The organism is Dellaglioa sp. CoH-57-MRSF-20 (assembly GCF_056781955.1).
On the sequence record NZ_JBXAXV010000001.1, the window covers coordinates 222250 to 236356 of the forward strand.

The 14107-nt window shown below is 34.1% G+C and carries 11 protein-coding genes; 10 read left to right on the top strand and 1 reads right to left on the bottom strand.

Annotated features, from left to right (window positions below; translation table 11 throughout):
- Positions 1 to 71 precede the first annotated feature (71 nt).
- From AC1RPN_RS01045 to AC1RPN_RS01070, 6 genes are all read left to right on the top strand, one after another.
- Entirely contained in the window at positions 72 to 2039 is a 1968-nt protein-coding gene (locus tag AC1RPN_RS01045) for an ABC transporter ATP-binding protein/permease (protein ID WP_481761143.1), read from the top strand.
- Positions 2040 to 2127: 88 nt separating this feature from the next.
- A complete protein-coding gene (locus tag AC1RPN_RS01050; RefSeq protein WP_481760973.1) occupies positions 2128 to 2808 on the top strand; it encodes a TetR/AcrR family transcriptional regulator in 681 nt (226 codons plus the stop codon).
- Positions 2809 to 2814: 6 nt separating this feature from the next.
- On the top strand, positions 2815 to 4554 hold the full coding sequence (locus tag AC1RPN_RS01055) for an ABC transporter ATP-binding protein (protein ID WP_481760972.1): 1740 nt from the start codon (positions 2815 to 2817) through the stop codon (positions 4552 to 4554).
- Positions 4554 to 6437, top strand: a complete 1884-nt coding sequence (locus AC1RPN_RS01060; protein ID WP_481760971.1) for an ABC transporter ATP-binding protein — start codon at positions 4554 to 4556, stop codon at positions 6435 to 6437. Before AC1RPN_RS01055 ends, AC1RPN_RS01060 begins: the two co-directional genes overlap by 1 nt.
- A gap of 182 nt (positions 6438 to 6619) precedes the next feature.
- On the top strand, positions 6620 to 8413 hold the full coding sequence (lepA, locus tag AC1RPN_RS01065; RefSeq protein WP_481760970.1) for a translation elongation factor 4: 1794 nt from the start codon (positions 6620 to 6622) through the stop codon (positions 8411 to 8413).
- 21 nt (positions 8414 to 8434) lie between these two features.
- A complete protein-coding gene (locus tag AC1RPN_RS01070) occupies positions 8435 to 9979 on the top strand; it encodes an ABC-F family ATP-binding cassette domain-containing protein (protein ID WP_481760969.1) in 1545 nt (514 codons plus the stop codon).
- Positions 9980 to 10260: 281 nt separating this feature from the next.
- On the opposite strand, the gene AC1RPN_RS01075 is transcribed toward AC1RPN_RS01070, so the two are convergent.
- Positions 10261 to 11103, bottom strand: coding sequence for an alpha/beta hydrolase (locus AC1RPN_RS01075; protein WP_481760968.1), 843 nt, complete (start codon positions 11101 to 11103; stop codon positions 10261 to 10263).
- Positions 11104 to 11229: 126 nt separating this feature from the next.
- Between AC1RPN_RS01075 and AC1RPN_RS01080 the strand changes: the two genes are divergently transcribed.
- The 4 genes from AC1RPN_RS01080 (at position 11230) to AC1RPN_RS01095 (ending at position 13960) form a co-directional block, all read left to right on the top strand.
- Positions 11230 to 11670, top strand: a complete 441-nt coding sequence (locus AC1RPN_RS01080; protein WP_481760967.1) for a GNAT family N-acetyltransferase — start codon at positions 11230 to 11232, stop codon at positions 11668 to 11670.
- Positions 11671 to 11880, top strand: a complete 210-nt coding sequence (locus tag AC1RPN_RS01085) for a hypothetical protein (protein ID WP_481760966.1) — start codon at positions 11671 to 11673, stop codon at positions 11878 to 11880.
- A gap of 18 nt (positions 11881 to 11898) precedes the next feature.
- Positions 11899 to 12327, top strand: a complete 429-nt coding sequence (locus AC1RPN_RS01090; RefSeq protein WP_409021721.1) for a MerR family transcriptional regulator — start codon at positions 11899 to 11901, stop codon at positions 12325 to 12327.
- Positions 12328 to 13312: 985 nt separating this feature from the next.
- Entirely contained in the window at positions 13313 to 13960 is a 648-nt protein-coding gene (locus AC1RPN_RS01095; protein WP_481761142.1) for a metal-dependent transcriptional regulator, read from the top strand.
- Positions 13961 to 14107: the final 147 nt, after the last annotated feature.

Consider the following 14107-nt stretch of genomic DNA (forward strand, 5'->3'; position numbering starts at 1 on the left):
CTGTCATAAAAACGGAAATAGGGGGAGACAAATTGATTCTAGAAATAAAAAACGTTTCAAAAACGTATAATATGGCTGGTGGTACGACATTCAAGGCTTTAAAAGACATTAATGCTTCTTTTGACAAAGGAGAATTAGTTTCAATAGTTGGTGAATCCGGAAGTGGTAAATCAACATTAATGAACTTAATAGGTGGATTGGATTCAAATTTTGATGGCGAAATTACGTATAATGGTGAAAATATTGGTGATTTTTCTGAAAAAGAACTTGTTAACTTTCATAAGAAGAGTATTGGATTCATTTTTCAAAATTTTAATTTAATTCCTCATTTAAGTTTGATTGATAACGTTGCTATGGCAATGACGCTTTCAAATGTTGATAAATCAGTACGTGTCAAACGTGCTAAAAAATTATTAACAGACGTTGGGTTACAAGATCATATGACAAAGAAGCCAGATCAAATATCTGGTGGGCAAAAACAACGTGTTGCTATTGCACGTGCCTTAATGAATGATCCTGATGTCATTATTGCTGATGAACCAACAGGTGCTTTGGATTCAGAGACAACTGATGCTGTCTTAGAAATTATCAAAGATATCGCAAAGCGTGGTAAATTAGTTTTAATGGTTACTCATTCAGATCGCGTTGCGGCATATTCAAGTCGTGTTGTACGAATTGATAATGGTGCAATTATTTCTGATTCCGAACAAGAACAATTAGAGTTGCATACTAATGAAGATGAATTTAAAGGCGAAACGCCTAAGAATTTAAGTCTATGGTCTGCAATTCGATTAGCTGCACTTAATATGAAAGCTAAATTTTCTCGTAATTTACTTGTTGCTATTGGCTCAAGTATTGGGATTATGTCTGTTGTTTTAATGTTATCGCTTGGAAAAGGGGTAACAAGTTATATAAAGGATACGATGACTAGCTACGTGAATCCCAATGTGACTGAAGTTCATATGAAGGCAAAAACAAGTTCTTCAAGTAGTAGTTCTAAAACAGCAACACCAGCTGCTGGTTCTCAAGCCCAAGCAGCGCAAGCTAAAGAACAACAAAGTCAAATGGCTGCAATTACTGGTCAGACAGGATCATTTTCTAAAAAAGATATTAATAAGTTAACAAATATTAAACATGTGAATGAGCTACAAAAGGGTTATACAGCAATTTCACTAGGTACAAATACAGTTTCATATAAGGATAAAAAAGCTAGTTTGATGCAGTTGGGTACAATGAACTCAGGTATTACAAAATCAAACATTACCAAGGGTACTAAACCAGGTAAGGATGGCATTTTATTAGATAAAACAACTGCAGATTCATTAGGCAAGAACATTGTTGGTAAACAAGTTAAAATTGCGATTGTTTATAACGAAAAAACGATTAAGAAAACGTTCAAAGTTGCCGGAATTTATGAAGCATCTGGAAGTAGCAGTTCAAGCAGTTTAGTTTACTTGAATTACGCTGACTTACAACAATTAGTTGAAGATAATAATGAAACAATTAAACCAAATGTTGTTTATCTTCATACAAACGATAAGGCTAATACGGCAGGTATAAAAGCTAAAGTTAAATCATTGGGTTACACAGGTTCAATTCAAGAAAAAATGTCAGAAATGTTTACTCAAATGTTAGATATTTTGACAGACGTTTTAACGGCCGTAGCTGCGATATCATTGCTCGTTTCTGCAATTATGATATTAGTGGTTCTAAATATATCTGTTGTTGAAAGAACAAAAGAAATCGGTGTTATGAAAGCTTTAGGAGCACGTCGTAAGGATATTCGCCGTATATTTGTTTCCGAAGCGTTCCTAATTGGATTAGCATCTGGCTTAATTGGTGTTGGCGTAACGTATATTTTAGCCTTTGGGTTAAATGCATTCTCAGTTGCAACATTCGATGTTACGATTGTTAAAGTTACAGCTAGTTATGTATTCTCTGGTATTTTAATCAGTGTCTTGATTAGTATGGTTGCTAGTTTCTTACCAGCAAACAGAGCATCAAAACTTGATCCAGTTGAATCTTTAAGAAAAGAATAAGTAAATAAAGTTGCATTTTTAAATAAAGACTAGTAACATGACAAGTTGTCACATGACAGCTTGTCATTTTTTGTATAAAGGAGAAAATATGCCTAAAAAAACGTATTTTAATTTAGATGAAGATAAGCAACAACGGATATTGGATGCTGCTAAAGAAGAGTTCTCAAGAGTACCCCTGTTTGAAGCATCAATTAGTAATATCATAAAAATTGCAGATATTCCGCGAGGGAGTTTTTACCAATATTTCGAAAATAAAGAAGATTTATACTTTTATTATTTTGATACTATTCGACAGAATCAAACTAAAAGATTTGGTGAATTATTAAAACGAAATCAAGGTGATGTCGTGACGACTATGAAGACCTTTTTTTCAGAAACGATTGCGAATACAGTGTCCGGAGAAGATGCTGCATTTTTTAAAAACGCCTTTGTCCGAATGGACTTTAAAATGAGTAGTCGGATGCAGCCACATCATCCTCACCACCCGCATCATAGTGGGAAACAGCCACATTTTGGTGGACCATTTCATCAAAATTTAAAAGCAGATTTTGATATTATGAGTGAAATTGATCGGTCTTTACTAACCATTTCCTCAGATGAAGAAATTAGTTTACTTATGTTTTCTTTAATGAGTCCATTTATGAAAACTATTAATGATTATTTTTCAAAACAAAGAGAAGGTATTGAAATACCTGTTGAAGAGTTACAAAAAGAATATGAAACAATGGCTAACTGGGTAGCTATTGGTGTTTCAAAAAGGAAGGAATAAAAATAAATGATAAAAGTAATGAAAAATCGCGTTAGCGTTTGGGCAATGTTTGGTGCATTTATATTTATGATTGTCCAAGTTATCTGCGATTTATATTTACCAACATTAACATCAGACATGATTAATAAAGGTGTCTCACAAGGCGATGTTGCGTATATCTGGCAGGTGGGTTATGTCATGTTAGGCGTAGCAGCTATTGGTATTGTTGCGGCAGTTGGTAATGTCTTTATCGCTTCACGCTTAGCGCAAAAATTAGGACTTAGATTAAGAAGTCATATTTACAAAAAAGTACTTAATTTTTCAAGTCATGAATTTGATCAAATTGGAAATTCAAGTTTAATTACAAGAACATCAACTGATGTTCTACAAATTCAAAACGTTACCGTTATGATGTTAAGAATGATGATCCAAGCGCCTATTATGTTGATTGGTGCTAGTATTTTAGCTTATAACAAACAAAAAGAATTAACCGTGATTTTTTTAGTAGCTGTTCCAATTTTAATTATATTAATTGCTTCAGTTATGTATTTTGCAGTGCCGCTGTTCAAAACGTTACAAAAAAGAATTGATCATATTAATCTTGTCTTTCGTGAAGGTTTAACAGGTGTTCGTGTTATTCGCGCATTTAACCAAGATAAATATGAACAAAATCGTTTTGATCGTGTGAATAAAGAATATACAGATAATGCCCGTAAAGTATTTTCAATTACGGCGCTAATGTTCCCCATGATGACTTTAGTTCTTAGTGCAACCAATATCGCAATTATCTGGTATGGTGGTCATTTAATTGGAGATATGTCGATGCAAGTGGGTAATCTAGTTGCGTTTATGACGTATGCAATGCAAATTTTATCAAGTTTTATGATGTTATCGATGGTATTTGTCATGTTACCTCGTGCGCAAGCTGCTGCAGCACGTATCAACGAAGTTTTAGATACGAAGAATTCGATAAAAGACCAACCTGATGCAATTACAGTTGATCGTAGTAAAGTAGGAGCAAGTCAATTGTCATTTGATAAAGTTAATTTCCGGTATACGGGTGCTGAAAAAGAAGCCCTAACAGATATTAACTTTGAAGCAAAGGCGGGTCAAACGATTGCGATTATTGGTGGTACTGGATCTGGTAAGTCAACGTTAATTAATTTAATTCCACGATTGTTTGATGTTGAGTCGGGCGATATTAAAATTGATGGTAAATCAATTTATGAGTTAACCCAAGTAAGCTTACACGACCAAATTTCTCTTGTTCAACAAAAGACAGTTCTTTTTAGAGGAACAATCCGAAGTAATCTACAGTTTGGAAATGAAACGGCAACAGATGATGAGTTGTGGCATGCGCTAGAAATAGCACAAGCTAAATCGTTTGTTGAAGAATCAGCGGATGGCTTAGACGGCATAGTTGAACAAGGTGGAGATAACTTCTCTGGTGGCCAAAAGCAACGACTTGCAATTGCAAGAGCATTAGTTAAAAAAGCTTCTGTTTACTTGTTTGATGATTCATTCTCAGCGCTTGATTTTAAAACAGATGCTAAATTACGTGGCTCACTTAAAACGGATGAAAGCATCAAAGATAGTGTTGTCGTAATTGTGGCACAACGGATTTCTAGTGTGACAAGTGCCGATTTAATCTTAGTTATCGATGGTGGAAAAATCGTTGGTAAAGGGACTCATGAAGAATTGAAAGCCACGAATGAAACCTATCAAGAAATTATGCAGTCACAAATCAGAGAGGGGGATGCAGAGTAATGGCAGATAATAAGTCAAAACAAGCAACGCAACCTATGCGGGGCGGTCGAGGTGGACATGGCAATATTGGACGACCAGTTGAAAAGCCTAAGAACTTTTGGAAAACAATTGGGCGTTTAGCGAAATACATGTCACCATGGTTAATTTCAATAGGGATAGTATTAGTGCTAGCCATTATATCTGTAATTTTCCAGGCGGTTTCTCCTAAAATTTTAGGACGCGCAACAACCGAGATTTTCTCTGGGGTAACTAAAGGATTCACTCAAATGAAACAGGGGCAGAAAGTAACCTCGTTGCCAATTAATTTTGATGCAATTAAGAATATCTTACTTACAGTTGGTATTATGTATATTGCGTCTGCACTTTTCAGTTTTGTGCAGCAATTAATCATGACTAATATTTCTCAAAAAACGGTGTACGCACTTCGTAAAGATATTAAGGCTAAAATGGAACGCGTGCCTGTTTCTTACTACGATACACATCCAAATGGTGATATTATGTCTCGTGCTGTAAATGATGTGGATAACATTTCTGGAACGTTACAACAAAGTTTTACACAGTTAGTAACAAGTGTTGTGACCTTTGTCAGTGTTCTCTATATGATGTTTTCAATTAGTTGGCAATTAACGTTAATTGCTTTGATTATTGTTCCTTTGAGTTTGGTTGTTGTCTCATTAATTGCGCCTCGTTCGCAAAAGTTCTTTGCTGGACAACAAAAGAGTTTAGGACTTTTGAACAATCAAGTGGAAGAAACGTATGCGGGTCATACGGTTGTTAAGACTTTTAATAAAGAAGAAAAAAATATTGATATTTTTGAAAAACAGAATAATGATTATTATAAAAGTTCATGGAAAGCACAATTTATTTCTGGATTAATTATGCCAGCAATGAACTTTATTAAAAATATTGGCTATGTCTTTGTGGCAATTGTTGGTGGAATTAAGGTTTCACAAGGAACAATTACTTTAGGTAACGTCCAAGCCTTTTTACAATATGTGAACCAATTCTCACAACCAATCACTCAAATTGCCAACTTATCTAATACGATTCAAGCAACTGTAGCTTCTGCAGAACGAATTTTTGAAATCTTAGATGAAGAAGAATTGAAAGATGAAAGTAACGATGACTTACCAATTGCTGATAATGGTAATAAAATTTCCTTTGATCATGTTCAATTTGGTTACTCAGATAAGAAGCTTTTGATGACAGATTATAATTTGGATGTTAACGAAGGACAAAAGGTAGCAATTGTTGGACCTACAGGTGCTGGAAAGACAACGATTATTAACTTAATTGAACGCTTTTATGATGTCTCAGCGGGATCAATCCGACTAAATGGTGTCGATACTAAGAATTTGAAACGAGAAGATTTACGTAAGTCAATCTCGATGGTGCTTCAAGATACTTGGTTATTTACAGGTACTATTATGGAAAATATTCAATATGGTCGTGAAAATGCAACGGATGAAGAGGTTTATGCTGCAGCAAAAGCCGCTCATGTTGATACATTTGTTCGTCAATTACCAGATGGTTATCAAACTGTTCTGAATGAAGACGCTTCAAATATTTCACAAGGACAACGTCAATTGTTAACGATTGCTCGTGCATTTTTGGCTGACCCAGAAATTTTAATTTTAGATGAAGCAACGAGTTCAGTTGATACACGAACTGAAGTTTTGATTCAAAAAGCGATGGATACCTTATTAGATAGCCGAACAAGTTTCGTTGTGGCGCATCGTCTATCAACGATTCGTGATGCGGATAATATTATTGTAATGGATAATGGCTCAATTATTGAAACTGGAAATCATGATGCTTTGATTGCTAAAAACGGGTTTTATGCTGATTTATATAATAGCCAATTTGCAAACGGTACTATTTAAATTAAAAATAATGAGCTGAATTTGACCTTAGTTAAATTTGTGTTCATTATTTTTTCGTTTTTAAAATACTTGGGCATTCTTACCGGCTTTTAATCTTCTTCTTACGACGTTGATAATTTAGCGTATAATAAAAAAGACTCTAAAACAGTAGATGATTATTTAGAAAATGAGGTTTAATCATAATGAAACAATCACAAATTAGAAATTTTTCAATTATTGCCCATATTGATCATGGTAAATCAACTTTAGCTGATCGAATTATGGAAGAAACACAAACTGTCAGTGAACGTGAGATGTCTAGTCAATTGTTAGATTCAATGGCTGTTGAACAAGAACACGGGATTACAGTTAAATCACGAACGGTTCGTAGTTACTATACAGCTACTAATGGTGAAACTTACGAATATAATTTTATTGATACACCGGGACACGTTGATTTTTCATATGAAGTTTCGAAAAGTTTAGCTGCTAGTGATGGGGCTATTTTATTGGTGGACGCCACTCAAGGTGTGCAAGCACAGACGGTTGCAAATTACCGTTTAGCTAAAGAAAACAACTTAAAAATTATTCCAGTAATCAATAAGATTGATCATCCTAATGCTGATGTTGAAGAAACTAAAATTCAATTGATGGAATTAGCTGACGTTGATGAAGACGAAATGTTATTAATATCAGCTAAAACTGGGATTGGTGTTGATTTGGTTCTAGAGGCTATTAAAGACCGTATTCCAAAACCAATCGGTGATATTGAAGCACCACTTAAAGCATTAGTTTTTGATTCACATTTTGATGCATTTAAAGGAATTGTGGCTTATATTCGTGTCTTTGATGGTGAATTTAAAGCTAATAATTTACTTCGATTTATGCAACAAACGACTGATTTCCAAGTAGTAGAAGCAGGTATTTTTAAACCTGACATGGTGGCTGTTGATAGTCTACATGCCGGGGATGTTGGCTATGTTATTACAGGGCTAAAAGATCCTCAACTAGTTAAAATTGGGGATACGTTAACTTCTCAAAGTAACCCGACACCAGAAGCACTTCCTGGATATAAAGAATCAGAATCAATGGTTTTTGCTGGATTTTATCCTAAAGATAATAACTATAAAGAATTAAAATCAGCTATTCAAAAATTAGCTTTAAATGACTCATCTTTCCATTATAAAGAAGAAAAGTCAGATGCTTTAGGACTAGGATTTAGATGTGGATTCTTAGGGATGTTACATTTAAGTATTATTCGTGAACGTCTCGAAAAAGAATACCAATTAGGGGTGTTAACAACGACGCCTAATGTTACGTACCACGTTATTTTGAAAAATGGTAAAGAAGTTGTTGTTGATAATCCTGTCCAATTCCCTAATTTTTCTGAAATTGATCATGTTGAAGAACCATTTTTAGATGTTCATATGACCGTGCCAGATGAACAAGTGGGCGATATCATGAAATTAGCTGAAAAACGTAAAGGTATTTTCCAAGATATGTCATACAATTCTGGTCAAACTGAATTGAATTATGCGTTACCAACGTCTGAAATTGCCTATGATTTCTTCAATCAATTAAAATCATTATCACATGGCTATGCAACAATGGAAACGCAATTTAAAGGATATCAAACAGCAGACGTTGTTAAAATGGACGTTTTAGTTAACTATGCAACAGTCGATGCACTAGGGTTTGTTGTGCATAGACAAGATGCTGTGGAAATTGGTCAGAAATTAGTTGAGCAATTGAAATATTCAATTCCACGTAAATTATTCCCAATGCCAGTACAAGCAGTTATCGAAAATAAAGCTATTTCGCGTGCAAATGTACCGCCTCTTCGTAAGAGCGCAACAACAAGTAGTGATAAAAAGAATGCTGCCAAACAAGATATGCTACGCCGTCAAAGCGCTAATAAACGATTGGGCTCTAAGGCTGAAATGGAATTACCACAAGAAGTATTTAATGCAATATTGGAAGTTAACAATGATAACTAGTCTTTAGAAAGAAGGATTACAATGGGAGTTTTAGAAGTTCGCCAACTTTCCCATCAATTTGCGGATAAGCAATTATATGAGGATGCTCATTTTGAATTAAACACTGAGGATCATATGGGTATCATTGGTCAAAATGGTGCTGGTAAAAGTACATTAATCAAAATTATTACTGGACAAGAATTACCTGATGAAGGCGAAATCAAATGGAAAAAAAGTGCGACAATTGGCTATTTAGATCAATATGCTGAAGTTGCGGAAGGCATTACGGTTATTGAGTTTTTGAAGACAGCATTTCAACGTTTATATGATATTAGTGAAAAACAAACGCAGGCCTATACGGATTATGCTGAAAATATGGACGAGAAGTTGTTGGAAAAAGCGGGTAGATATCAAGAAGAACTTGAGGCAAAAAATTTTTATGATATCGATACAGAAATTGACCGTGTTCGAACTGGTTTAGGATTAGATGCAATTGAAAAAGACCATCAAGTTAGTGAATTAAGTGGTGGTCAGAGATCTAAGATTATCTTAGCTAAATTATTATTGGAAAATCCTGAAGTTATTTTATTAGATGAACCAACTAATTATTTAGATACGGAACATATTGATTGGTTAACTGAGTATTTAAATCAATTTGAAGGCTGTTTCATGGTTATTTCTCATGATTTTGAATTTTTACAAAATGTCACGAATACAATTATTGATGTTGCATTCGGTAAAATCACAAAATATCGTGGGAATTTTAAATCAGCTATTAAGCAAAAAGAAGCTAAAAAAGAAGCGCAACTAAAAGCTTTCCAGAAACAACGCCTTCAAATTGAAAAAGATGAGGCTTATATTCGAAAGAATAAAGCTGGAACGCGTGCCACAATGGCTAAGTCTAGACAAAAAAGATTAGATAAAATTGAGCGTGTGACACCGCCAAGTGATACTGTAAAAGGTAAATTTGATTTTCCTTATCTAGATACTGGATCCGCATCAACGCTTGCCGTTAAAAATTTATCAGTTGGTTATAAAACGCCATTACTATCACCAGTAACTTTTTCATTATCACATCAAGAAAAAGTTGTCTTAAAGGGATTTAACGGAATTGGTAAATCAACAATGATTAAGTCAATTTTGAAGTTAATTCCAACGTTTGGTGGAACTGCTGAATTTTCTGATTCTGTTGTTGTTAATTATTTTGATCAAGATTTAATTTGGGATAATAAAGAAATGACACCTCTTCAAATTATTCAAGATGAATACCCTGAATTGGAACCTAAAACGATTCGTCGCCGATTGGCTAAATCAGGGATTAATGCTGCGAATACAATGAAACCTATTAATATTTTGAGTGGTGGGGAACAAATGAAAGTTAAGTTGAGTTTAGTTGAATTGAAACCAAGTAACTTTTTAATTTTGGATGAACCAACTAATCACTTGGATGATGATACAAAAGACGCGCTACAAAAGGCAGTCCGACGTTTTCCTGGAAATGTTTTATTGGTCAGTCATGAAGCACCATTTTATGAATCTTGGATTGATAAAGTGTTTGATGTTGAAGCAATAAGAATTCAAAAATAGTGATAATAGCCTTGGAAAGTAATTTTCTAAGGCTATTTATCTGCACAAAAAAAGCACCAACCGAAGTTGATGCTTTCCTGTTATGGTACTTACCGAAGTAAATAGATTGTATGAATTCCACAAAACAGTGACAATCAGACATACCTACAATGCGGTAGGTAAAAAATGCCCCATTTTCGAACTAATCACTAGCCGCCGCAGCGGAACAACCGAAGTTGTCTGATTTTACTCGACTCATCGCATAACTTAATCATAGCACAAAATTAATATTTCGTATAGTTCTATTTACCCCAAAGGAATTGGATAACAGCTTTATCAACCTGTAAATTTCTATGAAGTTTACTATGTTGTGCATCTTCACCAGTAATTTTAAGCTCGTCATACGATTTTACTTGGCCTTTTAATAGATAGTTCATTGAACGGGCAGAAGCAATGCTGACAGATGTATCAGAATTTGAGCCATCATTCACATCGCCATAAATAACAAAGACTTTTGCGGTTGATGGGAAATTTTTTCGTTTGCTATAGTAACTTTGGTAGTTTGCTGTTTTAATAGCAGGTTCGTCATTTTTCAAGAAGTAATTTTTATTGGCTTTTTCGTCCATTCCGAGGACCCCATTAATTGGACCAGCAATTGGAACAAATTTATTTAGGATAGGAGAAGATTTTTTTCTGACAGATTCAGCCCAGTACATTGCAGATGAGCCACCCATTGAATGTGTAACAAGATTGATTTTTTTAATATCGTATGATGCTTTTAAATAATCAGTTATCTTACCAATCCATCTGCCCTCTTCAGGAATTTGAGCATCACTACGCGCAAATATAACTTGAACAATTGGATTTTTTTCAGTATATTTCCATCTACCCGTATAAGTGACATCACCAGTTGAAGAGACGGTTGCTGTTAGAACTTTTTTTGCCTTACCAGATTTTTCTGCTGAGGCAATCATGTCGTTAGTTGAGTTAGCTGTACCGCCGTATCCATGAATGTATAAGGTTGGTGTTTGTGAAATACTTTTCTCTGTTTCTACCGATTTAGGTATACTGTTATGCAATAGTAAAAAGCCAATACCTAATCCTAAAATCAATAAGATGGTTATTAATATACCGTATTTTTTCATTAGTGGTTTCCTTTGCATAGTAAGTTATTTGCTTTCATTATAAGCTACCGGGTCTTGACGTTCAAATTTAAAGCAAGTTATGGTAAGCTATATGCGAAGATAACTAAGAAAGCTGAGGATGAGCAAATGTTCATAGTGAAATCAACTAGAGATATAAGTAGTCAAATATATAAGGATGCATTATCAATTAGAAAAACGGTTTTTGTTGGAGAACAGAATGTGCCAATGGAATTGGAAATTGAAAACGAATCAGAAGCTATTCATTTTGTGGGTTATAAAGATGAAGAACCTGTTGTGACAGCACGTGTACTTAGCGAAGACTCTGAAACGTGGCATGTCCAGCGAGTTGCAACATTGAAAGCGGCTCGTGGACAACATTTAGCAACAGATATCCTAACGTTTATTGAAGGATTTTCAACAGTCTACGGAATTAAATACTTAACCTTAGGTGCACAAGATCAAGCCCAAAATTTTTATTTGAAACTAGGATATGAGGTTGAAGGTGAAGGCTTTATGGACGCAGGAATTCCACATCACACAATGATAAAAACAATCGAAGGAGCCTAGATGGCAAAAGAAACTTTATTTTCAAAATTACTAACGGATGAACGATATACATTTGCGAGTGAACTTGGTAGTAAATATCATAAAGACGCTAGTCAAATTTTATTTACTTACTTGAAGTTAATGGCTGAGGGGACACAAAACCAGTCAAAATCATTACAGAAAAGTCTGCCAGAAATCGATAAAAAATTTCAAAAGTATTTAGAAAACTAGAGATAGAAGGTACTTACAGTGAATAATAATCCATTAGCCAATCTTATGAAGCAAGATAAGTTAATTGTCGGTATTAGTGAAATCAGTAAAATGACAGGTGTTTCAACACGACAGTTAAGATATTGGGAACAAAAAGGCTATATTGAAAGTATTTCAGATGAGAAGGCAAAGTCGCGAGAATATCGTTTAGATATGGTCATAAAAGTCAGTCTTATAAAAGAAGAGTTAGATGAAGGATACACATTGGTTGCGGCGATTGAACACGTTAACGGAAAAATGGATATTTTTAGACAATTTAAACACTTTTTGATTGATCGTGTTTCAGATGTTGGTAAACAAGGAAATAAAACAGTTTTTGATATGGGCTATTTTGATGACTCCAAAAAGCAGCGTTTATTTGCGGTAATAGATGAAAAAGGGACACGTTTTGAACTCAGAGATGTTTAATAAAAAGAATTATAAAATAAAATCATAAAAAGGTTGCAACCGTTTACATTTGTGTTATACTTAATTTGTAGCAAGGAAGGCTATCGAAATCCCTGAACAAAATAAAACTGAAGTCACTTTTTTAAACTCACTTAATGGTTTTTAAAAACGAAGTTAGTTGGACAATGTTTAGTACTGAAGATAGTTGAAAAATGTAACACAAGTTAATGACGTTGAGAGATGTCAAGCAAGGCGTATTAAAACGGTGCCGGTCTTGAGCATTAAAAAGCAAATCAAGACACATCAAGTTAGATGATGTTTACTCCGATGAATTTAGAATTTTGGTAGTGTGAACGTCGTGAGACGTCGAACAAGGTTTTAAAACGGTGCTAGTCTTGAGCGCTTAAAAGCAAATCAGGACACATCAATTAAGATGATGGTTTAAGTTTCCAATGTACGGCAAGTTAATGACGTTGAGAGATGTCAAGTAAGGCGTATTAAAACGGTGCCGGTCTTGAGCATTAAAAAGCAAATCAAGATATCGAATTTTGATGATTTAAGTTGTAGTAGAACGAATAATTGGATTTAGAGGTATTTGGTCTTGGAGAAACGTTTGAAATCGAATGGATAACAAATCGCTCAAAGGGCGTCGTTCGATAATATATGATTCAAAACATATAAAAGCGACTTCACAGAACTAAATAAGTATAAAGATATAGAGGCGAAATATATTAATAATCAAGTAAAATCGACTCTCGGTAACACGGGTTTCGGCTTTCCTTCTACAAAAAGATAGGATTCAAGACATTTCTTAAAACAAATGCTTGAATCCTATTTTAATGCAGTGAATTATGATTTTTAGCTTACATTTAGGTATTTTAAAATGAAAGGTTAGGTATTCCTAAAAAATAAGTTACAATTCAATCGTTATTCTGATATAATAAATCTATTATTAAGAAAATGGAAGTGAATTGATTAACTAATGACAAAAAATGAAAGATCGAATATGACACCTATGAAGGAAGATTATTTAAAAATTATTTTTGAATTAGGCGGTACGCAAAAGAAAATATCGAATAAACAGATTGCGCTTAGTCTGAACATTGCGGCCGGATCAGTTACAGAAATGGTCAATAAACTAGTTAAAGAAGAGTTAGTAGAACATACGCCATACGCAGGGATTTCGTTAACGAAACCTGGGATATTATTGGCAGAAGATTTAGTTCGTAAGCATCGTTTATGGGAATGCTTCTTAGTTTATAAATTAAATTATAAACTACAAGATGTTGACGGTGAATCAGAGTTACTTGAACATGTGACAAGTGAGTACTTGCTTGATCATTTGAGTGAATTCTTGGGTCATCCAACACACTGTCCTCATGGCGGTGTGATACCTGACAAAGAAGGTAACTATGAGGAAGATAGCCATCTCGTTTTAGAAGCAGTAGAAGATAACACTAAAGTTGTGATTGAACGATTCATTGATAATCATGATTTGTTAACTTATTTAGATGATTTAGAATTACACATTGGTGATAAATTAACAGTTGTTTCTCATGCGCCTTTTGAAGGTCCAGTTGAAATCAAATTAGAAAATACTGGTGAGGTTAGAAATATTAGTTATAAAGCCGCTCATTATATTTTTGTGAAGTAGGTATTATGATAACAAAAGAAATTTTTATTAAATAGCTAAAGACTGTTGATATCAAATAGATATCAGCAGTCTTTTTTTGGAAATATAGCAATATTTAATAACTGGTAAAATGATTTAAGGTTAGCCTAAACTTTTTGTTTACAATGT

Coding starts and splice junctions, on each gene's coding strand:
- lepA (WP_481760970.1), top strand. CDS start 6,620: ATGAAACAATCACAAATTAGAAATTTTTCAATTATTGCCCATATTGAT.
- AC1RPN_RS01075 (WP_481760968.1), bottom strand. CDS start 11,103: ATGAAAAAATACGGTATATTAATAACCATCTTATTGATTTTAGGATTA.
- AC1RPN_RS01085 (WP_481760966.1), top strand. CDS start 11,671: ATGGCAAAAGAAACTTTATTTTCAAAATTACTAACGGATGAACGATAT.
- AC1RPN_RS01095 (WP_481761142.1), top strand. CDS start 13,313: ATGACACCTATGAAGGAAGATTATTTAAAAATTATTTTTGAATTAGGC.
- AC1RPN_RS01080 (WP_481760967.1), top strand. CDS start 11,230: ATGTTCATAGTGAAATCAACTAGAGATATAAGTAGTCAAATATATAAG.
- AC1RPN_RS01055 (WP_481760972.1), top strand. CDS start 2,815: ATGATAAAAGTAATGAAAAATCGCGTTAGCGTTTGGGCAATGTTTGGT.
- AC1RPN_RS01060 (WP_481760971.1), top strand. CDS start 4,554: ATGGCAGATAATAAGTCAAAACAAGCAACGCAACCTATGCGGGGCGGT.
- AC1RPN_RS01050 (WP_481760973.1), top strand. CDS start 2,128: ATGCCTAAAAAAACGTATTTTAATTTAGATGAAGATAAGCAACAACGG.
- AC1RPN_RS01070 (WP_481760969.1), top strand. CDS start 8,435: ATGGGAGTTTTAGAAGTTCGCCAACTTTCCCATCAATTTGCGGATAAG.
- AC1RPN_RS01045 (WP_481761143.1), top strand. CDS start 72: ATGGCTGGTGGTACGACATTCAAGGCTTTAAAAGACATTAATGCTTCT.